The 24,348-nt window shown below is 69.3% G+C and carries 23 protein-coding genes and 1 pseudogene; 14 read left to right on the top strand and 10 right to left on the bottom strand.

Annotated elements, in window-relative coordinates:
- Positions 1–731: 731 nt before the first annotated feature.
- Positions 732–1,112: a winged helix-turn-helix transcriptional regulator gene (locus ACZ6Y1_RS36515; RefSeq protein WP_469640300.1), complete on the bottom strand. Its 381-nt coding sequence runs from the start codon at positions 1,110–1,112 to the stop codon at positions 732–734.
- Between the two features lie 150 nt (positions 1,113–1,262).
- Here ACZ6Y1_RS36515 and ACZ6Y1_RS36520 point away from each other — a divergent pair, with 150 nt between their 5' ends.
- Complete coding sequence (locus tag ACZ6Y1_RS36520) at positions 1,263–1,670, top strand: RidA family protein (RefSeq protein ID WP_469640302.1); 408 nt, start codon at positions 1,263–1,265, stop codon at positions 1,668–1,670.
- Positions 1,671–2,505: 835 nt separating this feature from the next.
- On the opposite strand, the gene ACZ6Y1_RS36525 is transcribed toward ACZ6Y1_RS36520, so the two are convergent.
- Positions 2,506–2,808 carry a hypothetical protein gene (locus tag ACZ6Y1_RS36525; protein ID WP_469640304.1) on the bottom strand — a complete coding sequence of 101 codons (303 nt, stop codon included), beginning with the start codon at positions 2,806–2,808 and terminating at the stop codon, positions 2,506–2,508.
- 252 nt (positions 2,809–3,060) lie between these two features.
- Here ACZ6Y1_RS36525 and ACZ6Y1_RS36530 point away from each other — a divergent pair, with 252 nt between their 5' ends.
- Entirely contained in the window at positions 3,061–3,654 is a 594-nt protein-coding gene (locus ACZ6Y1_RS36530) for a TetR/AcrR family transcriptional regulator (RefSeq protein ID WP_469640306.1), read from the top strand.
- On the top strand, positions 3,651–4,487 hold the full coding sequence (locus ACZ6Y1_RS36535; RefSeq protein WP_469640308.1) for an alpha/beta fold hydrolase: 837 nt from the start codon (positions 3,651–3,653) through the stop codon (positions 4,485–4,487). Before ACZ6Y1_RS36530 ends, ACZ6Y1_RS36535 begins: the two co-directional genes overlap by 4 nt.
- Positions 4,488–4,699: 212 nt before the next feature.
- On the opposite strand, the gene ACZ6Y1_RS36540 is transcribed toward ACZ6Y1_RS36535, so the two are convergent.
- The 4 genes from ACZ6Y1_RS36540 to sigJ form a co-directional block, all read right to left on the bottom strand.
- On the bottom strand, positions 4,700–5,341 hold the full coding sequence (locus ACZ6Y1_RS36540) for a hypothetical protein (RefSeq protein ID WP_469640310.1): 642 nt from the start codon (positions 5,339–5,341) through the stop codon (positions 4,700–4,702).
- 281 nt (positions 5,342–5,622) lie between these two features.
- A complete protein-coding gene (locus ACZ6Y1_RS36545; RefSeq protein ID WP_469640312.1) occupies positions 5,623–6,147 on the bottom strand; it encodes a hypothetical protein in 525 nt (174 codons plus the stop codon).
- A 376-nt stretch (positions 6,148–6,523) separates the two neighbouring features.
- On the bottom strand, positions 6,524–6,829 hold the full coding sequence (locus ACZ6Y1_RS36550; protein ID WP_469640314.1) for an integration host factor, actinobacterial type: 306 nt from the start codon (positions 6,827–6,829) through the stop codon (positions 6,524–6,526).
- Positions 6,814–7,761, bottom strand: coding sequence for an RNA polymerase sigma factor SigJ (gene sigJ, locus ACZ6Y1_RS36555; RefSeq protein ID WP_469640317.1), 948 nt, complete (start codon positions 7,759–7,761; stop codon positions 6,814–6,816). The genes ACZ6Y1_RS36550 and sigJ overlap by 16 nt, the downstream gene beginning before the upstream one ends.
- Positions 7,762–7,930: 169 nt before the next feature.
- On the opposite strand from sigJ, the gene ACZ6Y1_RS36560 reads away from it, so the two are divergent.
- The 6 genes from ACZ6Y1_RS36560 (at position 7,931) to ACZ6Y1_RS36585 (ending at position 13,611) form a co-directional block, all read left to right on the top strand.
- A complete protein-coding gene (locus ACZ6Y1_RS36560; protein ID WP_469640319.1) occupies positions 7,931–8,920 on the top strand; it encodes an NAD(P)H-dependent oxidoreductase in 990 nt (329 codons plus the stop codon).
- Positions 8,921–8,970: 50 nt separating this feature from the next.
- Positions 8,971–9,372 (top strand): hypothetical protein, encoded by a 402-nt coding sequence (locus tag ACZ6Y1_RS36565; RefSeq protein WP_469640321.1) that lies wholly within the window; start codon positions 8,971–8,973, stop codon positions 9,370–9,372.
- 335 nt (positions 9,373–9,707) lie between these two features.
- The gene (locus ACZ6Y1_RS36570) at positions 9,708–10,082 is read left to right on the top strand and encodes a transposase (RefSeq protein WP_469640324.1); all 375 of its coding nucleotides are present in this window, start codon (positions 9,708–9,710) and stop codon (positions 10,080–10,082) included.
- A gap of 136 nt (positions 10,083–10,218) precedes the next feature.
- Positions 10,219–10,956, top strand: coding sequence for a barstar family protein (locus tag ACZ6Y1_RS36575; protein ID WP_469640326.1), 738 nt, complete (start codon positions 10,219–10,221; stop codon positions 10,954–10,956).
- 337 nt (positions 10,957–11,293) lie between these two features.
- Complete coding sequence (locus ACZ6Y1_RS36580) at positions 11,294–11,923, top strand: hypothetical protein (RefSeq protein ID WP_469640328.1); 630 nt, start codon at positions 11,294–11,296, stop codon at positions 11,921–11,923.
- A gap of 497 nt (positions 11,924–12,420) precedes the next feature.
- Positions 12,421–13,611: a protein kinase domain-containing protein gene (locus tag ACZ6Y1_RS36585; RefSeq protein WP_469640330.1), complete on the top strand. Its 1,191-nt coding sequence runs from the start codon at positions 12,421–12,423 to the stop codon at positions 13,609–13,611.
- A gap of 96 nt (positions 13,612–13,707) precedes the next feature.
- Here the strand turns inward: ACZ6Y1_RS36585 and ACZ6Y1_RS36590 are convergent, their stop codons facing one another.
- Entirely contained in the window at positions 13,708–13,860 is a 153-nt protein-coding gene (locus tag ACZ6Y1_RS36590) for a hypothetical protein (protein ID WP_469640332.1), read from the bottom strand.
- A 298-nt stretch (positions 13,861–14,158) separates the two neighbouring features.
- Between ACZ6Y1_RS36590 and ACZ6Y1_RS36595 the strand changes: the two genes are divergently transcribed.
- From ACZ6Y1_RS36595 to zapE, 3 genes are all read left to right on the top strand, one after another.
- The gene (locus tag ACZ6Y1_RS36595; RefSeq protein ID WP_469640334.1) at positions 14,159–15,982 is read left to right on the top strand and encodes a TraM recognition domain-containing protein; all 1,824 of its coding nucleotides are present in this window, start codon (positions 14,159–14,161) and stop codon (positions 15,980–15,982) included.
- Between the two features lie 80 nt (positions 15,983–16,062).
- The gene (locus tag ACZ6Y1_RS36600) at positions 16,063–16,665 is read left to right on the top strand and encodes a TIGR04222 domain-containing membrane protein (RefSeq protein ID WP_469640336.1); all 603 of its coding nucleotides are present in this window, start codon (positions 16,063–16,065) and stop codon (positions 16,663–16,665) included.
- 589 nt (positions 16,666–17,254) lie between these two features.
- Complete coding sequence (gene zapE / locus ACZ6Y1_RS36605; protein ID WP_469640339.1) at positions 17,255–18,961, top strand: cell division protein ZapE; 1,707 nt, start codon at positions 17,255–17,257, stop codon at positions 18,959–18,961.
- Positions 18,962–19,953: 992 nt separating this feature from the next.
- Here zapE and ACZ6Y1_RS36610 read toward each other — a convergent pair.
- Positions 19,954–20,601: pseudogene (locus ACZ6Y1_RS36610) on the bottom strand (IS110 family transposase); the annotation flags it as partial.
- A 327-nt stretch (positions 20,602–20,928) separates the two neighbouring features.
- Between ACZ6Y1_RS36610 and ACZ6Y1_RS36615 the strand changes: the two are divergent.
- Complete coding sequence (locus tag ACZ6Y1_RS36615; RefSeq protein WP_469640341.1) at positions 20,929–21,363, top strand: ester cyclase; 435 nt, start codon at positions 20,929–20,931, stop codon at positions 21,361–21,363.
- Between the two features lie 878 nt (positions 21,364–22,241).
- On the opposite strand, the gene ACZ6Y1_RS36620 is transcribed toward ACZ6Y1_RS36615, so the two are convergent.
- On the bottom strand, positions 22,242–22,475 hold the full coding sequence (locus ACZ6Y1_RS36620) for a DUF5133 domain-containing protein (protein WP_469640343.1): 234 nt from the start codon (positions 22,473–22,475) through the stop codon (positions 22,242–22,244).
- Positions 22,476–22,780: 305 nt separating this feature from the next.
- Entirely contained in the window at positions 22,781–23,332 is a 552-nt protein-coding gene (locus ACZ6Y1_RS36625) for a YciI family protein (protein WP_469640346.1), read from the bottom strand.
- A gap of 459 nt (positions 23,333–23,791) precedes the next feature.
- Here ACZ6Y1_RS36625 and ACZ6Y1_RS36630 point away from each other — a divergent pair.
- Positions 23,792–24,348 (top strand): Kelch repeat-containing protein (locus ACZ6Y1_RS36630; protein WP_469640348.1); only part of this gene is annotated, 557 nt, incomplete at its 3' end.

Raw genomic sequence — 24,348 nt, forward strand, 5'->3', positions numbered from 1 at the left:
ACCCGCCAACACCGGGGAATGAACAACATCAACTGACGGACCGGGGGTCAATCTTCAACCGGCCAGGGTGGGTCACGATTCAAGCGCCGCCGACACCACTGCGGGAACGCGTCGCGTCTTTCCTGCTCTGAGCGGTAGGGGCGGGCGTGGGCCCACTCGTCCAGCAGGGTGCGGTTCACCCCGGAGGAATTCGACCAGAGCAAGGACTCGGCCTTCGACCGGGCTGTGAAGGCCCTGAGGGACCAAGTCCCCGGTACTCGATGATCCCCATCCTCATGCCGCGCACTCGACGTACCGACCGCGTCCACGTGACCGACCAGGTCCTGGCCGCGCCGAGGGAGCCACGAGCGGAGAGTGGTACACCGCGACATCAACCCCGCCAAGTTCGCGGCGGGCGGGGCCACCAAGGTGTCGGACTTCGGGATCGCCCGGGCGTTCGCGGACCCGGTGACGACGCGCACCGCTCCGGGGCGGAGGATCGGCACACCCGCCTACATTGTCCCCCGAGCAGCTGATGGCCTCGGGCGCGCTCGACGGGAGGTCCGACCCCTACGCGGTCGGTGGCAGCCGTGCCACGCAGGCGGCGCTGCCGGACCACATGGACGCCTGTGTCCGCTACGCCTCCCGCTCAGCGCCGCCACGACGCCGCACCCGCACGAACTGCGCTGTGCTGCAACAGCCCGCAAAGGCGCGTGGGTCGGCGGCGGCTGCGCGTGCCTGGGGCCCGTCCGTCAGGCGTCGAAGCGCCGGCGGGAGGCCTCGATCTGTCCGAGGTAGCGGTGGGTCCAGTCGCACAGGCCGTCGATCGTCACCCGCAGGGCCTGGCCTGCCTCGGTGAGGGTGTACTCGACCCGCGGAGGCACGACGGGGTGCACCGTTCGCTCGACCAGGCCGTAGCGCTCCAGCATACGCAGGTTCTGGGTGAGCATCTTGTGGCTGATGCCCTCCACCCGGTCCCGCAGCTCGCCAAATCGCATGGTCTGCTCCCCCAGGGCCTCGATGATCAACAGCGCCCATTTGTTGGCGACGTCCGAGAAGATCTCCCGAGCCAGGGAGTCCGCGCGCCTCAGGTCCGCTTCGTCGGTCGAGCCCGTGAACTGCTTGGTCACCATGAGGTTCCCCAGTCACTCAAAAGTGCGTTCTTCCATGTCAGCAGACACTCTCTTACGGTTCCTGAGTAACCACAAGAGAGTGAACCCGTCGAGGCTCCGACGTAAAGCGAGCTCGTGGGCGCTCAAGGCTCCAATGGAAGCGGGCAACACATGGCCATCACCCTGGTGAACCCCAACGGTTTGCCGCAGATCGACGCCTATCGACAGGTGGCGATCGCGACCGGGTCGAAATTCGTCTTCGTCGCCGGACAGGTCGCCTGGGACGCCGACGGTGTCACGGTCGGCGAGGGAGACCTCGCCGCTCAGGTCGAACAGTGCTACCACAACGTCGCCACTGCCCTGGCCGGCGTCGGCGCTTCCTTCGACGACGTGGCGAAACTGACCGTCTACGTCGTCGGCTGGACCCCCGACAAGATGCCCCTGCTCATGGAGGGGCTCGGTCGGGCGGCCGCGAAGCTGGGCCTCACCGCGACACCCCCTGCCAGCCTGCTCGGCGTTGCGGCGCTGGACGTACCCGAGCATCTGGTCGAGGTCGAAGCCACCGCCGTCATCGACTGAACAAGCTCCTTCGGGATCCCCAAGCCGCTCTCCCGCCGTCCGTCGAAGAGGTCGTCGCCTTCCCAGCGCAGTGACGACGTGGCCGCCCCGTCAGCGTCTCAAGACGCATTTTCCCGGCCGCTCGGCCGGCTGCTGGCGCCGCTGGGGCTTTGGTTGCGGCGAGGCGGTCCACGGTGGCTGGAGTGCGAAGGTCCATCGCAGTAGCCGCCGCCGTACAGGGCCTTTGGTGCTTCGCGTCACCGACACGGGGGAGGTCAGCGGGCTGGACAGTGAAGGCTCATCGGCCTTCTGCGGTGTGGGGCGGGACCGGCGCTGCTGCGTCGGCGAAGGGCTCCAGCAGGAGCTCCGTCGGCAGCTCCGCCCGGCCCGCGATCCGGGACAGCATGCACAGGAGCAGGACGGGCAGTCCGGTTCCGGGGAAGGCCGACAGCGAGGTCTCGGCCGGCCAGGTGGGACCTCCACGGGCGCGTCGAGGACACCTGTGGCGATTCCCGTATCGGAGGGGGGATGACGGTCCCCGCCGGCAGGCCGCCGCCCCGCCAGGTTCCGCCCCTGCGCCCTCCGACTGAGCAAGTCGGTGCTCTGGCTGCCGAGCTGTCGTACTTCTCAAGGCACGTGGCACGATTGGCCCACCATTCGAGGCTTGCCTGACCCACGAATCCATCCATGAACACACTATGCATGGTGCTCACGGCCGGCCGGGCCAGTCATAGCGTCTCCCGACCGTCATGGGTCAGGCCGCAGCCAGAGCTGGATGGGACAGGCCGGACAGGTCGTCACCTCAACCGGTTGCCCCCATACGCCTTCGCTTCCTTCAGATCTCATTCTGAAACGATCAGTTAGTCCGCCGACGACGCCGGTGGCCGCACCCACGGCGCAAACCGCTGGCGGGGGCTGCGTCGTCGCGCCAGTACCGAAGAACGGATTTCTGCACGACCTCGACCCGTTCCGCGGCGATGAGACAGGAGACGGGTTCCAGCCCGCCCGCATCCGCCTCGAACGCGACGAGAAGGGGAGGTTCTTCACCGACCCGACGGGTGACGTGCGCGAACTCCTCGTTCGTCGGCGCACGGAACACCGGGTCATCGAACTGAGCCGGGCAGCTGACGAGCGTCGGATCGCCGAAGACCAACTCCAAGCCATGGTGATAGGTAGGTCATACCCCGCCGCCAACCGAAGCTCAGCAGCGTTCCAGGCGATGACGTCCCAATCCCACCAGGACCCCTCGGGAAGCTGTACGCCCACGTGATGGCGTTGCGTGTCCATGCACAACCCCTACCCGGTTCGAACTGACCGCCAGGCTACTCACGGACGTAGAGCGAAGCCTCCTGCTTGCGATTCCTAAGACCCCTAGGTTATAACTAGGAGCCCTAGGTAATGGGGAGGGCGCATGGCGCGGGCGGGGCTGACGGCGGAGCGGGTGACGATCGCAGGCGCCGAGTTGGCGGACGAGGTCGGACTCGACCAAGTGACCATGTCGCAGTTGGCGCGGCGGCTCGGAGTAAAGGATGCGAGCCTCTACACGCACGTCCGCGGCCTCGAGGATCTGCGCGGACGAATCGCACTGCTGGCGGCGGACGAGAAGACCATCCGCATCGCGGAGGCGACCTCCGGGCGGGCGGGCAAGGACGCGCTGGTCGCATTCGCCAACGCCTGGCGGGAGTATGCCCACGCGCATCCGGGGCGCTACATGGCGACGCAGACCCCGATCCAGATCGACCCTGCGCTGGCCGCGAAGGCGCCCGGACCGCGGCGCGCGGTCGAGCTGACCTACGGCATGTTGCGCGGTTATGGACTGGCCGAGCCCGACCTGACCGACGCGGTCCGGTTGCTGCGCAGTACGTTCCACGGGTTTGTCGCCTTGGAGGCCGCGGGTGCGTTCGCACACGAGCGTTCGCCGCAGCATTCCTGGATCCGCTCACTCGATGCCCTGCACACCCTCCTTGAGCACTGGCCCCCGTATCGAGAAGGAGACTCCTCATGACCGACGCGACCATCGGCAGCCTGCGCGTGAACGGCGCAACCCTGCACTACGAGGTGCGTGGCCAGGGCCCGCTCCTGCTGCTGATCCCGGGAGGGGCGGGGGGCGCGGCCTCCTTCGACGGCATCGCCGACGACCTGGCCGCCGAATACACCGTCGCGACCTACGACCCGCGCGGCATGTCACGCAGCGCGCTGGACGACCCCGAGGCCGAGCAACACGTGGCCGAGCATGCCGAGGACGCGTTGCGGATAGTGGACCTGCTGTCGCCCGGTGAGCCCGCCCGGGTGTTCGGCTCCAGCTCGGGCGCGATCACCGCCGTGCACCTGCTCACTGCCCACCCCGGACGCGTCGAGCGCCTCGTGGCGCACGAACCGCCGCTGGTGGAGGTCCTGCCGGACGCGCCCGAACATCGCGCGCTCATCGCGCGCGTGCAGGAGACCTTCGCCTCCGAGGGGCTCATGCCGGCGCTGGCCGTGTTCGCCGCGGGCACGAAGAAGGACGGTGACACCACCGAGCCGAAGGCCGAAGTCAAGCTGCCCCCGCAGGCGGCGGCCCGCGCCGAGCGGACGATGGCCAACCTGCCCTACTTCGTCGGGCGCATCGTGCCCAGCTTCATGTCCTACGCCCCGGACATCGACCGGCTGGAGGCTCTGTCGGAGCGGCTCGTGCTCGCTTGTGGCCAAAACTCACGCGGCGAGCTGCCCTACCGTCCGGCCGCGTTCCTGGCGGAGCATCTTGAGACGGAACTCTGGCACTTCCCCGGCGGACACACCGGCCTGACCACGCACCCCGCCGAGTTCGGCGAGCTCCTCCGGAAGGCATTCCATGCCTAATTCCGAATCAGCACCCGATTGACACCCACCGAAAATGGTCACGGAACGCCACATTCTCAACTGGCCGCACGCGGGGAGTCCTCGCGGAGCGTTACCTCAGTGTTCGATTGCGAGGGATCCGGCCTATGTGAGACGGCGTACACATTGCTGCCTGACGGCCAGAAGTGCCCTCGGCGGTGCGTACCAGGACGTGTTGAGCAGGTTGGCGCCCGTCAGTGCGGTGGTGATGGTGAAGCCGAGCGCGATGGTCTTCGGGTGAGGGACGCCCCTCCACACTTCTGGACCAGGTACCAGATGGCCCACACGGTCCAGAGAAGGAGCACCACGAAAACGGGCAGTAGTGGCGTCCTGTACCCCGTTTCTGTCGCCCACAGGGCGAGGAACAGTCCATTACTGAGCAGCGCAATAAGAACCCCCGCGATGATGAGGGTTCCTGAGTACGGCCACCGGCGCTTTCCCACGAAATCCATTGCGGCGAACGCCGCGATTCCCTGCACCACTCCGCCGGCCAGGAGCAGGAACCCCATCAGCCTGTTGGGGAAGAACGGGGAACCGAAGGCATCCACCTGCCCAACGCAGACCAGCAAGGCCATGCTGCCGAATAGCCCGGCCGCCAGTGGACCGCCGGCGGCAAACCTCCGGGCCGCCCGATCCGGCCGGACCTCTGGGCCCGCCCCACGCCACTCCACCTTGCTGCGGTCATCGACCCTCGTGTCGGCAAGCCCGGACTGGTCGAGAAGCGCGCGCAACATTTTCGCCGACCAGACCCTGTCGGCCAGCTCGCCCCGGATCCGGACTTCCCGCAGCCCCCGGCGGTCCGGCGGGCACACCACCACAATCGGCTCGCCACTCACGCTCCCAGCCTCATCACAGTCAGCGGAGCAGGCATGCGGAGCTACTCCGAACTGCGCAACCGCACCCCCCAGCGCCGGACTGTCGTGAGAGTGCAGCCGTCTGGTGTGGCCTCGCAGGTGCAGTGCCCGGCCGCTGCTCCGCGCTGCCAAATTCCACGGTTCTGGCGTAATCCGGAAGGGAAAGCTTGGGTCAGTGTTCGTAGCAGGAGCCGGGTGACTGGCCGGACGTACGTGGCCGGGTCATTGCGGAGTTGGAACCCCATCGACAAGCCTCCGACCACCTAGCGATCCTGCTCGGCCACGTTCCACTCCCGAGGCAGGTTCTCGCCGCAGAAGACGCAGACGAAGTCCTCCTCCCGCACGATGTTGAGCTCCCGGCAGGAGCCACAGCGGCGGAAGACCACCTCATGCGTGAAGCCGGACGGACGAGCGATCCCTATCCGGTCCAGGGCCTCGGCCACAGCCGGCCATGAGATGACGTCCGGGCAGTAGCCGGTCGACTGGTTGCTGACCTCCTCGACCGCCCACCGCCCGGACTCCTCACGGAAGCGCATCTCACCGGCGCTCAGGACCTCTTCGCCGCCGGCGCACACCACGTGCTCGCTGCGGCGCGGAGCCAGTTGCAGCACCCCGCCGGCATCGACGACGAACGTAAACGGCTCGGCCAACCCATCCGTGGTCAGTGCCGAGGCCCACTCGACGAAGTCCGCCGACGATCGCATGCTCCGACCCTCACCACCCGCCTGGACGAGCTCCTTCAACTCAACCGGACCCACATACCGATACATTCGCCCCCGCGTCGTCATGCTCACCAACCTAGCCCGTCACACGGCCAGGACCTGGGGAATTGCGTGACCGTCCACAGGGCGGGGAGGTCGGCCCTCTGGGCGAAACATGTCCAGGAGTTTGCGGATCTGCTGTCGTCTCCGTCGCGGACGGCCAGGGCGATCGCCTCGGCGGGGCGATCGCGTCGGCCGGGGCGGGGCGGTGTGCGGCATACCGGAACCTCCTACCGGCGCGGCCGCCCGTCACACCTCATCGAGGTGACGAGGGTGAGTGGATGGGCGCTCGGTTTCAGGTGCAGGGGATGACGAAGTCGTCGTAGGAACGCTGGCGCGGCTTCCGGCCTGGAAGCGTCAGTGCTCTGCTGGAGCAGGGTCCGCGCCGACAGTCCGCCGTTGGTCAGGCAACTGGCGTGAACAGTTCGAGCAGGCGTTCCTTCTGTCTGGGTCCGAGGCCCTGGACGCAGTGGTTCTCGGAGATTTCGAGCTCGTCCGGGAGCTGGGCGGCGCGGACCTTGCCGATTTCGGGCAGCGACTCACGGCCGCCGAACCCCCGCCGAACCCGCATCCCCCGCCCGGTCGGGTCGTATGTGTTCGAGCTTCGCAATGAGGAGCCAGGCGTCGGCGACCGTGTCGTGCGGGCCGCCGAGCGCCTGGTTGCAGTGGGTGCCGCGCTGTAGGTCCAGCCGGTCAGCCCGACGTCCACGGGCGGAGTTTGTCGGGGTTGCGCACTGCCCAGATGTGCGTGATCCGGTCGTCCGCGACGTCGAACGCGTACACCGCCACGGTGACGCCTTCATGCTCGATCACCAGACCGGCCCGGCCGTTGACTGTGCGTTCCAGGACCGTCAGCCTGCCGGACGCCCGGACGGCGAGGTCGGTAAGGTAGCGCGCGATCCCTTCGCCGCCCTCGATCGGATGGAGCGCGGCGGCGACCACGCCGCCGCCGTCCGCCGTGAACGTCGCGCCGGGGGCGAGGAGTCTGACGAGGGCGGTGATGTCCTGGGCGTCCCAAGCCTGCTTGAAGTCCCTGACGAGGCCCGCCTGGTGGGCTGCCGGGGCCGCAGGGGGCAGGGAGGCGCGGACGCGGCGCCGGGCGGAGGAGGCCAGTTCGCGGCATGCCGCCGGGGTGCGACCGGTGATCCCGGCGATCTCGGCGAACGGGTAGCCGAAGACATCGTGCAGGATGAGCGCGACGCGCTGAGCCGGGGTCATGGATTCGAGGGCGACGAGAAACGCCATGCCCACCGACTCGTCGAGTGTGACCCGGTCGGCCGGGTCCGCGGGATCGGTCGCGGCGGTGCCTGGGCGCCCGCTGATCCAGTCGGTCCGCTCGGGCAGCGGCTCTGGGATCCATTCGCCCATGTAACGCTCGCGCCGGACCCGCGCCGAGCCGAGAAGGTCCAGGCACACGCGGGTGGCGACCGTCGTCAGCCAGGCGCCGGGGGACTCGATGGCGTCCTGCTGCTGTCGGGACATGGCGTACCAGCGGGTGTAGGTCTCCTGGACCGCGTCCTCGGCCTCGGCCAGGGAACCGAGGAGTCGGTAGGCGAGACCGATCAGCCGCCGCCGCTCGCTGATGATCGCGTCCAAGCCTGCGTCGGACTCGTCGTGCCGTGACTTCGCATGATCGGTCATGGTTCCGGTGGCTCCCTGATCTCGGATCGTCCCTCGGCAGTCCGACGAGACAGCACCTCCGATTGTCAGGTCCTCGACTCTCCCTGACGTTCCGCGGGGTCGTGTCGTCATACCGCTCAGAGACGCCACCGGCCCGGAGAATCCGGGTGGGATACCTCAGGAGACAGCGATGACCAGGATCGGAATACTCATCGGCAGCACCCGCCCCGGCCGCAAGGGCGACCAGGTCGCCCGGTGGGTTCAGGAGCGGGCGGCCCGCCGCGGCGACGCCGAATTCGAGGTGATCGATCTGCTCGACCACCCGCTGCCGCATTTGGACGAGCCGCTGCCCGCGCGCGCTGGGCGGTACCAGCACGGGCACACCCGGGCATGGGCTGACACCATCGCCCGCTTCGACGGATTCGTCATGGTCACCCCCGAGTACAACGCCTCCATCCCCGGCGTGCTCAAGAATGCGATCGACTACCTGTACGCGGAGTGGACCCACAAGGCCGTTGGGTTCGTCTCCTACGGCGCTGGCGGCGGCGCCCACGCGGCCCGGCAGATGCGGGCACTGTGTGAGCTCCTCCAGATGGGTGCAGTGACCCCACAGGTCTCGCTGTCCCTGCACACCGACTTCGAGGACCACGCGCCACTCAAGCCGGGCGCCCACCACGTCAGCGCCCTCGACACACTGCTGGACCACGTCGTCGCCCAGAGCACGGAAGGACGGACAGCCACCCCCACACAGCGCGAGATGGACGAAGCCGCGATCCGCCGCCACATCGACGGGATCATCGACGCGATTCATGCCAAGGACCTTGAGGGTCTGAGGCGGCTCTACTCGACGGACGTCGTGTCCTTCGACATCGATCCGCCGCTTCAGCACGTCGGGATCGACGCGAAACTCAAGAACTGGGCGAACGTGTTCACGTTCTTCCAGGAGGTGACCTACGAGGTGCGCGACCTGATGCCCACGGTGGGCGAAGACGTGGCGTTCACACACGGCTTCGGTCGCCTCAGCGGCACGCTGCCCGACGGGACTGCGGCGGGCGGCATGTGGGTCCGGGTCACCTTCTGCCTCCGGAAGATCGACGGCGAATGGCTGATCACGCACGACCAGGTCTCCGTGCCGCTGGACGTCCTGGGCGGCAAGGGGGTCGTCGACCTCGAACCGTGACGTCAACAGGCCCCGCCCCGCCCCGCCCCGCCGGGGCGGGGTAGGTGCGCATGGTCTCCGACAGCGCCCCCTCCACCCTCGCCTACACCTACGACCACGACACCGAGCCGCGTGGCCTGGCCACGACGACCACCGACTCCATCGCCGGCGCACTCCAGGCGACGTATGGCCCGGACGGATCGGTCACCCGCGAGAAGCTTCCCGGCAGCTACACGCTCGACATCACCGAGGACACCAACACCACCGGCTCCGCGGTCAAGCGGGCCTACACGCGTGACAACGGCGGCATGCGGCCCCGGGGCGCTGGTGGCGCTGGTCAGGGAGTTGCGGTTGCTCCTGCTGTCGAAGGTGTAGGTCCGCTGGGTGCAGATGGTGTCGGCCGTGTGCTGGACGGTCGCCAGGCGGCCCATCGCGTCGTACCGGAAGGTCTTGCCGGACCAGCCGGCGTGTGAGGTGACCTGTCCGTGGACGGAGCGCGTGGCGGAGTCAGACATGACCTCCACCTACGACAGCGCCGACCGCCTTACGACAGCCGGCTACACCTACGACAACCTGGGCCGCACCACTGCCCTGTCGGGCAGCACCCTGTCGTACGACGCCAACGACCTGGTCCACCAACAGGTCGCGCTTCCGTTCCTGGACGACCGAGACCGGCGGCGGGTCCACCGGGTACCAGGCGGGGGGCGGAAAACGGGTGAGGGCGCAAGTTCCGGCGGTCCGCGCCCACATCGCCACTCTCTGCGGGGCTCCAGCCGACGCGCCGCCCCGGCCGCCGACCGTGCGGCAGGTGACCGGCTGGCTCACCCGACACCCCGCCGCGCTGAGCGAGGACGACCGCGCCGGTATGAAGGATGTCCTGGCACGCTGCCCCGAACTGGACACCGCCGCCGGACATGTCCGCGACTTCGGCGAAATACTCACCGACCGCCTCGGCGTCAGGCTCCCCACCTGGATCGACGCAGTCGACGCAAGTCAACTGCCCGGCCTCACCGGCTTCGCACTCCACCTGCTCCGCGATCTCGACGCCGTGACAGCCGGACTCACTCTCCACTGGAGCTCCGGCACCATCGAGGGCGCCGTCAACCGCATCAAGAAGATCAAAAGGCAGCTCTACGGACGAGCTGGCTTCCACCTGCTGCGGAAGATGATCCTGCTGCAGTAGCCGCGCAACACGAAGACGGCGCCGAAGCTCGACCCATCGGCAGCCTCCTCACCTGGGCGGACGGTGCTCGTCGAGCACGATCTACCCTCCTTTAATCGCTCGGGCTCCGAGCAAATGCAGTGCAAGGATCTCACCCATGATGACCAAGCCCACTCTGACGGAACACCGCTCCCCATGGGTCGTGTTCACCTGTCCGGCCGACCCATGGCTGGCGTCGGAAACGGCTGCGCTCGTGCAGCGAAACGGTCTGGTTCTGCGGCTGGACGGCCGGGAAATGCGTGATCCGGGGTCCGTATTTCGCATCTTCGCCCGGGAGCTGTCGTTCCTCGGCTACTTCGGCCACAACTGGGACGCTCTCGTCGACTGCCTTCACGACTGGCATGGTCCCGGCCACGGGAACCAGGACCTCGCGATTCTGATCGAGCACGCGGACGACCTGCTGAAGTCGGACTTCCTCGGACTGTTCGTATCGGTTCTCGCCCAGGCAGCCTGGAACTCCAACCTCCGCCTGGACGCCGATGGCGAGCTCGACGAATGGCGGCAACGTATTGCCCAGCACTTCGTCTTCCTCCTGGACCACACTGCACCCGTTGCCTTCACGGAGAAGGCGGCCCGCGGCACGGACGTGGCGGTGGCGCTCTCGGACGGCCGCCTGCTCGCCACCCTGACCGATGTCGACTGGCCAGGCGGAGACCCCGCGGCCGCCCCCTGGACGGCCGGCCCGCTCTCCTTCGCAGACAAGGAGATCCGCAGCGGCATGACCATCAAGGCCATCAAGCTGTTCCGAGACAACATCGGCTGCTCGATCCACGAGGCCCTGGACATCCTCCAGTCCCGCTCTGAGCACCTACACCGCGAACATTCGAACGGATGAATGACGGGCCGCGCCAGCCAAGCAACTGGATTCGCTGAGTAGACGCCTCGACTGGACAGGATAGGACACCCCCGTACTGCGCGGGATCGTGGGGTACGCGGCGGGGCGGGACTTCGTGTGCGTCGACGACGAGATCGGCCACGCCAACCGGGAGTGGGTGGCAGCGCACTACCCGGGGGACGCGCTGCTCCGCCGGGTGGCCGCCCGGGTCGGGCTGGCGGCGGACGACTACCTGGCGGTGGAGGCGTGGTTGCGGGATCGGACGGGTGGGTACCGGGGGGAAAGGGGGTGCGAAGTGGCGCAGAGGGTAGGCGGGTAAGTCGCGGTCGGGGGGTCGGTGGCCGCGGTCGTCGGCGCGGGTGTGCTGCTGTGGAACTGGGCGGACGGGACGCCGTGGACGGCTTGGCCGCTGGTCCTGCTCGGGGCGGGCCTGGTGACGGCGCTGGTCGGCCTCAGGCTCCGGCCGGGTCCGGGCGGGTGGGCCGACGCGCTGGCCGCTGGCGGGCTGACGGTACTGGTGCTGGCCGGTGTCGCGACCACGGGCGGCACGGTCGAGCAGATCCAGCTCCGGGGGCGGACGACGGAACCGGTAACGATCGAGCTCAGCGGTTGCCGGGTGACCGGCCAGCGCTGGGACGAGGGCGCGGGGCCGGAGGACGAGGTCGAGTGCCGATACGTCTGGTCGGTCGGCGGACGCACCTTCGACGAGGTGCGCCCGGCGGACAAGGTGTACCCGGACGGGCACCGGATCCGGCTGTGGGCGTCGCTGGAGGGCGGGGAGCTGGACGAGCACTCGTGGCAGACGGTCGCGGCGATGGGGCTGTCCGCGGCGATGGTGGACGGGCTGACGCTCCTGGCCGGTGCGGGGGCGTGGCGCCGGGTGTCGAGGCGGCGGGCCGAGCGAACGGGTGTGGCGGCCGAGCCGGTGCTCACCGCAGGCCGGGCGGGCACTGGCCGCGATCTCTGAGGCGTGGGGTCAGTTCGGGGCCGCGAGGCATGGAGCTGCAACCACGCGCCCTCCAGCCAGGTCCGGCGCTTCCGGCCCGTCGCGGGCGGGGGCTCGAACAGCGTCAACGCGTCCGGGAAGCGCCTGACTATCCACGGCCGGGGCGACGGCGCCCTCGCCGGCCAGTGGCCCTGTGACAACAGCGCCGCCCAGCCCCGGCATTGAATCCCGTAAGCGGCGGCCACGCCTCGCAGGAGGGCACCACCCCGCCTCGCCTCGCCGACCCCGGATCAGGGGTGGCTCCGTACGGGCCGCGGCATCCCTCCTCATCCTGGCGTCGGAGGGCACTGCGCCCCGCGGCAGGGGTACGCGACCCGTCGGCTCCCGGGTCTGCACCTACCGCAAGGACGTCCGCATTCCTATCCTGTTCCTGCCCGAACTCCGGGCAGGGACACCAAGGGGCATGTGACGCATGTCCGAACGGGGGAGCGATGGCATGGGGGGCGCATCCGGGGACGGTGATCGGGGGGCGTTACCGGCTGACCCGACCGCTGGGAGCCGGTGGTTTCGGTGAGGTCTGGGAGGCCCACGACCCGGTGCTGGATGTGGACGTGGCGATGAAGATGGTGCGCCTCGGCTCGGTCCCCGACGAGGCACGCGCGGAGCTCCTGGCCCGGGCGGCCCGGGAGTCCCGCAATGCGGCGCGCTTACGGGACCACCCGCACATCATCACCGTCCATGACGTGGTCGAGGTCGACGACGCTCCATGGATCGTCATGCAGCTGGTGGACGGCGGGTCGCTCGCGGACGAGCTGAGGGCGAACGGCCCGCTGACGCTGCGGCGTACCCTCGACGTCGCCGAGGCACTTCTGAGTGCGCTGGGTGCGGCCCACGACGCGGGGATCATGCACCGGGACGTCAAGCCGGCCAACGTGATGCTCGGCGAGAACGGTGACGTCCTGCTCACGGACTTCGGCATCGCCGTAGCCCACACCGATCCCCGGCTCACCCGCACCACCATGGTCATCGGGTCGCCCGCCTACATGGCACCCGAGCGCTGGCAGGGCGCGCCGAACGACGGCAGGTCCGACCTCTTCTCGCTGGGCGTGACGCTGTACGAGGCCGTGGAAGGCGAGCCCCCGTTCCCCTCGGACAACCTCACCGCCGCTCTGACGGAGACACCCCGCGCCCCGCGACGCGCCGGTCCGCTGACGTCACTGCTCATCGGCCTGCTGGCGAGGGAACCGGCCGATCGCCCCACCGTCCCCCAGGCGCTGGCCATGCTCGGCCGCGCCAGAAGCACCGGCGCGCGCTCCACGGAGGGCAGGCGGTCGGGGACACCGACCACCCTGAGGGCGACCGACGAGCGGCGACAGGGAACCCAGGACCCCTCCGTCCGCCGACTCGCGGCCGAACACGGTGTGGACGTGAACTCCGTCAAGGGCTCGGGCGCCGACGGCCGTGTCCGAGTGCAGGACGTCATCGCCGCCGTCAAGGCCAGACACGGCGCCTACGCGACCCCCGCAGCCCGGGAGTTCGCCGCCCAGCAGGGCATCGACCTGGCTGGAGTCGCCGGAAGCGGCAAGCACGGACTCATCTGCATCCAGGACGTGAAGCATCCCCCTGCTGGAATGACGGGTGCCGGAGGCGTGGCGGTCGCCGTGGTGTGCGTGGTGCTCCTTCTCTTCCTGCTGGCGCGGCTCAGCTGAGCGACTTCCGCCGAGGGCCGCCCCCGTCGGCCCCCGACCCAGCCGCGCGGGCCGTGTCGATGAGGGACGAAGAAGACGAAGAGCGGCCAGAGCCACTCAGAGGTCCGCGTGGCATGGCCAGGGCTTCTTGTACCCCAGCCCCCGGTATGGGATGTAGGTCCAGCCCGCCCACTGCCCCAGGCCTGCCTGTGCGGCGAGGGCGGTGGCGGACGGGGTCGGAGGTTCGGTGAGATCGGGCTTTCTTGCCATGCGGTCTGTCTCCCCGTGTGTGTTGGAGGGGCTTGGCCCCACCGGTGTCAACCACGAGCTTGGTCACGGCTGGGGCGGCCGCACCAGGACACGCAGCCGGTCATCGGTGACCGGCGGCCACGGGAACGTACGGCGAGACTGGTCCTGTGCGTCGGCTACGCCGGATCCAGTGGCAGGCCGTCAGTGGACCTGAAGGCGACGCACCGCCGCATCAAGGACATCATGCGCTGGGTGGCCGACCCGCAGGAGAAGGCCCCGTTGCGCGTCCTCCACCTGCCCGACAAGCACCGGGACCGCGTTGACCCGGAGGAGTTCTCTCTCCCTCACCCGCGACACCCTGTCCCTGCTGAGCAAGAAAGGCGGGCCAGCCTCCGCGGTCGTCGCTGCACTGGCCGACACCGTCTTCACCTCCGTCTCCGAGACCGGTGAGCGCCACGGCGGCCGGCTGCCCGAGCCGATGCGCACGGTCCTGGACGAGGCCGTGAACATCTGCCGGATCAAGGACCTGCCCGACCTCTTCAGCCACCTCGGATCCCGCGGCATCAACCCGTACGTGATCCTCCAGAGCTACCGCCAGGGCGTGGCCGCCTGGGGCGAGGTCGGCATGGACGCCATGTGGGGCGCGGCCACCAAAATATTGATCGGCACCGGCGTGGACGACCCGCGGTTCGTCTCCGACATCGCCGCCCTCGTCGGCCAACGTACCTCCCGGGGCATGACCGGCGTGGTCACCATGAGTGCTCCGGCTGCAGGTGAGGGAGCGCCGATCCGCTGCCCGGCCCCGTTGAACGGCTGTCACAGGCGGCGGTTACCTTGCTCAGGAACATGCAAGGGCGAGGGAGCGGTCGTGGTCGTCGAGGTGGGGTATGCGCAGGCTTGGGATCCGGAGTCCCGCGCGGTCTGGCGGACGCTGTCGGTTGCTGAGGCCTGTGAGCGGGACGCGGCCGGGCTGCCGTATGTGGTGGTGTACCGGGCTGCGGGCCGGGAGGCGCCGTTGGAGGTCCGGCTCGTTTCCTGGCGGGACCATCACGTCGGGCTGTGGGTGTACGACGACCAGGGCCGCCGTATGTATGACCTGGACCTGAGGCTGCTGGACGACCCGGCGCGCTTGTTCCACCGGTACTCCGTCGCGTGGAACTACCCCGACCCGCAGATGGCGGAGTTCGATCCGAAGTGCCCGCGCGTCATCCTGGACCTCTTCCCGGACGGGAGGGGGCGGCGGGAGGAGGAGCCGCGGGGTTACTCGACCTTGCCCCGCCTCCGGGAGGACGAGCGCTGGATGGAGCGGCCCGCGTTCGGTGGGTGGCCGCTGCTCTCGGCGCGGGCGCACGGGTTTACCCAGCCGCCGGTCTTCGAGGCGGCCGAGGTCCCCGAGGGCGACGGAGGTGAGGCGCCCGCCTTCTGCTGGCGGCCGCCGCGTCCCGCGCAGCCGGGCCGGATAGGCGAGCTGTTCCGGCCCGGGGTGCGCGTCACTGACGGGTATCACCCCGAGCAGACGGTCGTGGAGCCGCGCCGGGTCGGCACCGTGCGCGTTCCCAGTGGGCTGCTGGCCGTCGCGGGACTGTTCGGCGGCCCCGAGAAGGGGCCGGACATCACGGTTCCCGTCCCGCCAGGGGAGTACGTGCTCGACGAGGCGCGGGTCGCATACGGCTACCACTGCGAGTGGCGCGACGCCGAGGTCGAGACCACGGCCCCCACGGCCGTCCGCCTGCTCCTCAGCGAGACCCCTGCCGTGTCCTGGGAGATGGCCGTCGGGGCGGACGACGACCTGCGCATCTTCATCGAGGAGCAGATAGCCGGATTCGACACCGACGGAGCCACCGGCTGCTTCGCCGATGCGGGGTCCTTCGAGTCGCTCGTCTCGCTCTTTGAGCGGGGGCTGATCGACGGTGAGCCGGACCTCGACGGGTACGAGGACCTGCCCGACGGGTCGATGTTCATTCACCGCACGTGGGACACGGCCACCGGCGGCGAGCTGATGGCCTTCGCGACGACCGGGGACGGCACCTACCCCGTGTGGCTGGGGCGTTGCGAGGCCGGCGAGCTGGTCAGCGTAGTGGTGCTGATCGAGGGGATGCCCGAGGTCCTATCCGAGCGGGACGGGGCCACCGCCGACGCGTGACAGGCGCACGTGACGCGCGAGCTCCCCGGCGGTCCCGTGCCGGCGGGCGCGAGGTGTATTTCGACGAGGGAGGGGTCTGGATGCGGTGGCTGTTGCGGTGGTTGGCGAGGGGGCGGGGCAGAGCGATCCGGCCTCTGGATGTGTACGAGGTCGCGTACCTGGCGGGCGGGCCCGGGCGGCTGGCGGACAGCGTGATCATCGAGCTGAACAGACGCGGGCTGCTCGTGGTGCACGAGCGCTGGGTGCGTGCTGTGGGCGGGGAGAGCCTCCCCGAGCAGGCGGCCGAGCGTGCTGTGATTGCCTTCTGCCGGCGCGGCAAGACCATCGAGGCCGTGCGTGCTGGCATGCAGCGCTTCCCGGAGGCACAGGAGATCGGTGGCCGGCTGGCAGCGCGTGGTCTGGTGGCGGGCGCGAAGCGCCGGGTGACCCTGAGGGGCAGGCGACAACTGCAGGTGTCCAGGCGCGACGCGAGCGTGCCGGCGTACGTTTTCGGCGGGATCACCATAGCCCCGGACGAACCGGCGCAACCCCGGGGCCGCCAGGGGGCGGCAGACGGATCCCGTGGCGGCCGAAGTCGCAGGCGCACGGGGAGTGGGTTTGACGGCGGCTCCGGTTCCCACTGGGACACGGGCACACACTTCGGCGGCCATTCCGGTTGCGGTGGCGGGGGAGGAGGCGAGTAAGGCCTCCTGGGCCCTGCTCGCCGCGGCCGGTCGTCGTTGCGCAGGAGAGGCGGGAAACGGGCCTGCGGAGGCCGACACCCCTCCCCAGGCGGATTCGGAGGGACAGGGGCAGCACGGCCTCCGGGGAGGAACCGGTGAGCGGTAGAGCCGGTGAACTTGCGGACTACGGCATGTTGGTGGATCCGAGGGCAGACAGTGAGGGCCCCCGCGGCTGCAACTATCCGCCGGGACGTCCCTGGACGACGCGGCCGCGGCCCTCAGTGGGCTGCTCGCCGGGGACGAGGGGCTGGACCGGGTCGTCCTGGTCGTCGGCGGCCGCGAGGACCGTGCGGCGGTGCCGGGGGAATCCACCCGGTTCAGCGTCATCGCCTTCCGTTGTGATGCCTGCGGGAGGCGCGCCTACACTGCCTTCTACGACGACCGGTACCGGCCGGTGTGCCGGGTGGGCGACCACGGGTCCATGGAACTATTCCGGGCGCCCCGCCGGGAACGGGGGTGATCCCGGAGTGAGTCTCGCCCCGGTGGTCCCCTGGCCAGCGGGTATCCCGATGCGCTCGGCGCCGGGTCATGCCGCGCGCTGCAACGGCGCATGAAGGAACGTCTGGCCGCGCGCGCCGAATCGTCCGGCCTGGCGCACGACGCCTCACCCGGACAGGTGCAGCGGGCGGGCGCCGCGGCGGCCCGGCTGTGGCAGCGCTACCCGCTCCCCGAGCACCTGTTGCGGCCGACCGCCCTCGGCAACGTACTGGCTGCGCTGCGGGACACGGCGGTACAGGCCGCCAGCGCCCTCCCGTACGAGGACATCAACCACGGCGTGATCCTGCTCGACATGGGCATGGAGCACGCCGAGCGCTACCACCTCACGGACGACCCGGCCGACCTGGAGACGGCCGTCGCCCGCCTCCGCACCGGCCTCGATGCATTTGGCATGAGCCCCCACAATTCCGCTTATCGCAGGGCCGCCTCCTCCGAACTCGCCACCCAACTGCTCCGACGCCATGCCCGGACCGGCCCCCGGCCGACCTGGAGGAGGCCGTGTCCCTCCAGCAGTGCGCGAGCCGACTGCTCGGACACCCGCATCCGGGCGCCCTCGGCTTCCTGGTCGCCTACACCATTCCCGTGCGAGCATGATCCTTTCCAAGCGTCGAGCGGGGGAAACGAACGGATGAGCTTCCCGGTTCTGAACAAGGGCGACGAGGCCATGCGCCGCCATTTCCACCAAGCCGCCGCGCGGCGCGGATTCGCGGTCGCGCCGGCCCAGGAGGCCGCCGTCGAGCGGCTGGCCCGTCTGGCGGGCGAACTCGCACGGCCCGCCTGGACGTTCCCGAAGCCGCCTCGCGATCTGTACGTATGGGGGCCGGTCGGCCGCGGGAAGAGCTGGCTCGTGGACACCTTCTACGAGGGGTTGCCGGACGGACGCAAACGCCGCCTGCACTTCCACGACTTCTTCCGGCGTCTCCACGACGGAGTGAGCGGGCGGCAGGGATCCCGCCATGCCTCCCGCCGCGACGGGCAGAGCGCCGTCGACAGCGCTCTGGACGACCTGATCGGGGACAGCCGCATCCTGGTCTTCGACGAGTTCCACGCACACGATGCGGGTGACGCGATGCTGATCGCACGCCTCTTCCGCACCCTGCTGGACCGCAAGATCACCCTGGTCACCACATCCAACTACCCACCCGCCGGGCTGATGCCGGACCCGCTCTACCACCACCTCTTCGAGCCCACCATCAAGCTCATAGAGCAGCGGATGGACGTCCTGGACGTCACGGGCCCGGTCGACTTCCGCCGGCTCGCCGCTCCCTCGCCCACAGAAGGCGGCCGCCGCTTCGCGACGGGCTGGTGCCTGCCCCCCGACGACACCGCGCTCGATGCGGCCGGCATGCCCGCCCCGACACCCTCGGAAGCCACCCCGGTCCAAGCCCACCTGCGGGAGCTGCCCGCCCGCGCGGTGCGCGGCGACCTCGTCTGGTTCGGCTTCGACGCGCTGTGCGAGACCGCGACGGCGGTCCCGGACTACCTGGTTCTCGCCGAACGCTTCGCCACCCTGGTCCTGGACGGCGTACCCCCACTTGCGGAGGCTTCCGCGGACGGATGCCGACGGTTCGCGAACCTGGTGGACGTGACCTGCGACCGGGACGTCCAGCTGGTCCTCATCGGCGCAGACCCCCTGACCGACCTCCCCACCGACCGTCCTCTGACCCGAGACCTGGACCGCACGGCGAGCCGCCTGGCGCTACTCCGCCGCCCGGGCCGGTCCCGCCCCGCCGGGACGGCGGCCCGCCTCCCCGAGTAGGCACGGCCCGGCCGGGGCGTGGGCGAGGACGGTGACGTGCTGACGGGACTTTCGAAGCCAATGCCGCACTCGGGTCAGTGACCTGCCGCCCGCTGCTCGCCCCGCCGCGCTGCGTGATGTGCTTCAGGAAGCCGTCGAGCGCGCGGATGCGGCCGGGCCTGCCGATGGGTTCAGGCCTTTGTCTGGGGCGTGGCCCAGGGGTGCTACGCGGTGCTCCGCGCCGCCCTCCGGGGGAAGGCCGCCCCATGACCGTGGCCATGCCCGCCCACATGACGCTGATCTACTGCTCGCAGCGCTCGGCCGATGCCTCCTCCTCGTACCGCGAGCAGCGGGACCGCCTGTTTTGGCCTCTGGCGTGTGGGCACCTGCTCGATGTGCCGGACCTTGAGGCGGACCCTGAGGACGTGGACGGTCTCCCGGGACAAAGATATTCTCGGGCTACACCGGGGAAGGGCCTGAGGCGGTCGCGTACGGCCTCGACGGGGCGTTCGCGGCGGTGCACCGGGGGGCTGACCTCCTGGATGTCTCGGCTTGTCCGAGGGTGAGCGGGCGGCGGTGACGCTCGCGGTCTGCGCGGTTCTGACGAGCTGGAGACGCCCGGCTCGACGCTCGACGCTGTCGCCGGGCCTGCTTCGAGTCGTCCCTGCCGGAGGTCACGGACCGCTTCGGAAGCGGGTACGGGCTAAGGCGGAGCCGGTGTGCCCGGCGTGCGGGGGCGGAGTGACCCTGGCCAGCCGCGGTGCGCTGGCTCGGGTTGCTCGTGGGGTGACATGGCCTCCGTGCTGACGGGTTCCGTGGGCCCGGGGTGGGAGCTGTGAACGGCGGGCCGATGGGCCGGATAGGTGAAAGGGGTGGTGGATTCGCCGCCCCTTTTGTATGCCTAACGGGGTCAATGGACGGGCCTGCGGGCTGGCCCGCCCCTTGAGTGCCCCTCGGGCACGGGCGGGCGAAAGTCGCTGCCCTTCGGGCAGGTCGCTTCACTCACGGGCCACCGCCAGCCGGTCGAGGGTGCCGAAGACCTCCAGGTCACCGCCGGTGGGGGCGATGAACTCGGCGCCAAGCACCGCGCCCATGCCGGGCATACTGCGGATCAACTCAGCGGGCGGGTGCTCGAGAAACCGGACCTCGATGAGTGCGTCGAGCTCGGCGATCTCCTCCTCAAGAGCCATCACTCCCTCGGCGAGGCGGGCCACCATCGATGCGGCCAGCTTCTCGCCGGGCAGTGAGGTGTGCTGAGCCCGGGCCGCACCGACGACGTCTCGCGCGAGAGCGGCGGCACCTTTGACCTTGCGGTTCCTCAACCACGTCTCGATACGCCTGGCACCACTGCGGCGGATGGCGGCCGGCGTTTTGATAGCCGGTCAGCAGCAGCACCAGTCCCTTGTTCGTCAGGCTCAGCACACGTTCCAAGGCCGGACAGACTTGCAGGAGTTGTTCCCGGGGCCGGTTGATATGGCGGGTGCGGTCATTGACCAGATCGGTCCGGCCCCGGACCAGGATCTTCAGGTCGCAGCTATCTCGTCGCCTGGCTGCAATGCCCCGAGATCCTTGCGCATGCGGGCATGGTCCGCGATGACGAAGGTGTTCTTGGCATCGGTCTTGCCCTGGCCTCGGTGGGCGGCCGAGGCTTGGTGAACAGCTCAGACCACGCTTGGAAGGCAGGACAAGCTGAGAGGACCGCCCGCCCTCATGGCGCGGGTTTGACTGGCCTGCCACCGCTGACACCAGCTTGCGAGCTCGAGGGAAGGCTGCGCTGCCCGTCACTCCCAGCATGACCACGACGGCCACAGGGACCGCGAAACGCCTCACCGGCACTGCTACGCAGGCTCCGCCGTTGCCTTGCACGACTGCTCCTGAGTGAACGTCCACCATGGCCCGGCGTGCCGAGGAAGTGGCCAGGGGAGCGGACGGGTGACGATTGCGTGTGTGCCGCTCCGGCCAGGCCAATGAATCTGCAGAGGAGTCTTGTGTCCACGGAGGAGAACAAGAGGCTGGTCCGCCGCTTCTACCAGGAGATCGACGAGGGAAACCTCGATGCCATGGACGACCTCGTGGCCGAGGACTACCAAGACCACTCGCCGCCGCCGTTTCCAGGGTTCGCACCCGGTCGCGAGGGACTCAAGCAGGCGTTCCGTCTGTTCTGGGAGGCCACGCCCGGAACCCACGAGATCGAAGACCAAATCGCGGAGGGCGACAAGGTCGTGACCCGCCTGATGGCCCGGGGAGTGCACGCGAAGGACCTCCCGGGCATCCCTGCCACCGGCAGGCCGATCACAATGACCGGCACGGTGATCCACCGCATCGAGAACGGCAAGCTCGCCGAGAAGTGGTCGGACAAGGATGTCCTCGGCTTCCTTCAGCAGCTCGGCGTCATCCCGACGCCCGGTGGGGCATCGCGATAGTCCACAGCGGCACGGCGGACCAGAGCGACCTACGCGACAGGAACTCTGGTGGAGCTCCGGGCCCAGCTCAATGCGGTTCCGGATGGCCCGGACCGTCATTTTCGGCCGGGACCGGACGCAGCGCTGCGGTCTCAACGGCCCCGGTGAAAGGGTGACGATGTCACTATGATCCGGCCCTGACCTGCCACTACCCGGGCGGGCGTGAGGGCTGTGGCGGTGGGACAGGCGCCCGGCGGCTGACGCCGGGATCCGTTGTGGTGCAGCAGGCGATGACCGCGCTCGCTGCTGCATGGGTCCTTGCCGCGCTTGCGGTTTCGCACCAGCAGGCCGACGTTTCACGGACACGCAGGGTCTCAGGTGTCCGACGGCGACCGGCAGACGCACGGCGAAGTGCTTGGGATCTGCCCGTCCCCGCTGGTGGGACGCCTGGCCGACGCGGGAGGGTTCCAGTGGATGGGGCGCACGGTGGCCTGCGAGCCGGCGGACACTGGGCCAGCGGTCAAGCGGCCCGCTGCGCGGGACGCGGAAGTGGTCCAGGTCCAGGCGGGGGGCAGGGTGGTGGGATGCCTTTCCACCATCTGCGGGTCGGCGATCGAGTCATGGCGGGCGGCAGCCCCCTTTTTTGAGTAACCAACCGTGTCGGTCGGGCGATGCCGGGCCCCGGACTCGCCTCGTGACGTATGTCGCGGGTGGTGTCGACGATGCTGACAGAAGCCGTTCGGGGGCACATCAGGTTGTAAGGGAGGCAGGGATGTCTCAGATCATGGACTGCGACTCCGTCGCCACTGCCGCCGACTGCCCCCTGCCGGTGCCTCGGTACCGGGTATGGCGGGGGAGGGACTGTCTGGTTTTGGCGGGGGTGGGAGGGGTCGGCCGGCTCAGGTGGAGGCGAGAACGGAGTCGTCAAGGACACGGGCTCCCGGAAGGCGATGGCGCGCCGAGAAAAGGGCTGCGTGCACATCGGCGGTACCGGTGACTACGCACAGGGCGCGCCCGGCGTCCTCGAGCTCCTTCCGTACGGGCGACGGGTCGTCGGCCGCTGCATCCAGTACGGCCAGAGCCCAGTAGCGATCGACGAGACAGGTGAGCACGACCGGGTGCGCCATCAGCATGGTGGGTTCCTTCTGTGGGTATTCGATCACGTGGCCGTCGCCTACCCCACCCGTCGGCTTGAAACCTTGGCCTGGCATACGGGATCCGGACCTGGCGACATTGCGGGCTCGCAGGGCTTACACCGGTGCCCCGGGTGCTGTGCGGGTTGCGGGCGGTGTCAGAAGTGTGGTGAGGAGGCCGCCTTGCCGCCCCTGTGATAGCGGCGAGTGGGAATTGCCTGCCCATGGCCATTCAACTCCCCGCTGGCGTTCGCTGCCTCTACGGAGCGTGAGGCCACGGCGAGGGCATCGGTGGGCGCCCTCGTTCATGACGGCCGCCCACCAAACTGCCAGTTGTGCACCTCGATGTGGGCGTACAGGTCGTGTGTGAGGATGGCGCGTGCGGTGTCCGGGTCCGGAGCCCGGAGTAGCGCGGCGGTGCCCAGCCAGAGGGTTTCGTCGTCGGACAGCAGCGGTCCGTAGGCGATCAGCTCGTTCTGTTCGGGCGGCAGCGCGAGGTCGGCTGCCTGCCCTGTGCCGAGACCGAGCACCAGGTACTGGTTGCCTCCAGTCCGGCCGCCGTGGAAGTCCCACATGGTGCGGCCCAGTGTGTTGCGCCACCGTCGCAGAAGCACGTCTCGGTAGGCGCCGGCCTGGTAGTTCGGCTCGTCGAAGGCAAACGCGCGGGCAGCAGCAGGATCGGGCAGGTCGATGATGTGCACGCTGCCGGTGAGGGTGGCGCCGTCGTCCGCGAAGGTCGGCCCTCGGGCGATCATCTCCTTCGCGAATCCGTCCATGTAGGACAAGTGCGCATCGTTCAGTTCGTAGCGCAGCGGCAGGGAGCCGGTGCGGTCGCGGTGGTAGCAGAGGAACTCCATAGCCGCAGTGTTCCCTTGGGAAGACGCCGTTGCGAGGGAGTTTCACTGCGACGACCGCTCGGCGGACTCGCGCGAGTCGTTGAAGACCGTCCGGTGTCGAGACTACGGAGTGTGAAAGCACAGTTGGTCATTGCGCCGACGGTACGCGGGACTTTCCCCTGGCCGCCGACAGCGATCAGGTTCGGTCGGTAACGTTTCTGTGGCTTGGTGTGCGTGCCTGCTGACCTGTCGTGCGACAGCACCGCCTTCGAGGTGGCAGTCGCGGAGGGTCTCCGAAGCGCATACGGCTTGGTGGACAGCGCGGGCCAATCGATAGACTCCTCGTCAGCGCTCGCGTTCGGGTGCTGCAGCCGAAATCGGGGGGATGTGGTGTCGACGGTCGATGTGCAGAGGGTCTGGAAGCCGTCCGTTGTCGAATGCTGGGCGGGTCGGCGCCCTCTGTGGTGGACCGTGGGGCCGATGGGAGAGCTGGCTGTTCTGTTCGTCCATCAGCGGTGCCTTCGCCGGAGGCGTTACGTGAAGGGCTGGGTGGGCTGGGGCCCGCAGGTCCCGTTCGATGCGGTGCTCGTGGTGCGCCGGGCTGACGGTTCGCTTCGACGGCGGCCGGTCAAGGACGTCCCGGTCAGGCCGAGTCACATCGCTCTTCTCCCTGGGGCCCGGCTTCTCGTCGTAGGCGGTCGGGCGGGCAAGGAGGAGTCGGACGCGTGGAGTTCGAACGCCGTGGTGTTCTCGCTGGAAAGCGGTGAGCAGGAGGCCGCCTTCTGTATCGGTGACGACATTCCTGCTCTGGTGACCGATCGCGGGGGATCGATCTGGACGGCTTACGGAGACGAAGGCATCTACGGAGGGCATCCGGAGTCCGCGGCCGGTCTTGCCGGCTGGAGTGCCGATGGCCAGGCGACGTGGGTTCCGGGAGGTCGTCTTCCTGACAGGCCTCTGGAGGGATGTACCGCTGCCACCGAGGGGGACCGGGTCTGGCTGGTCTGGTATTCCGGCAGTCGGCGGGGTGGCACGTT

The organism is Streptomyces sp. NPDC053432, assembly GCF_055585365.1.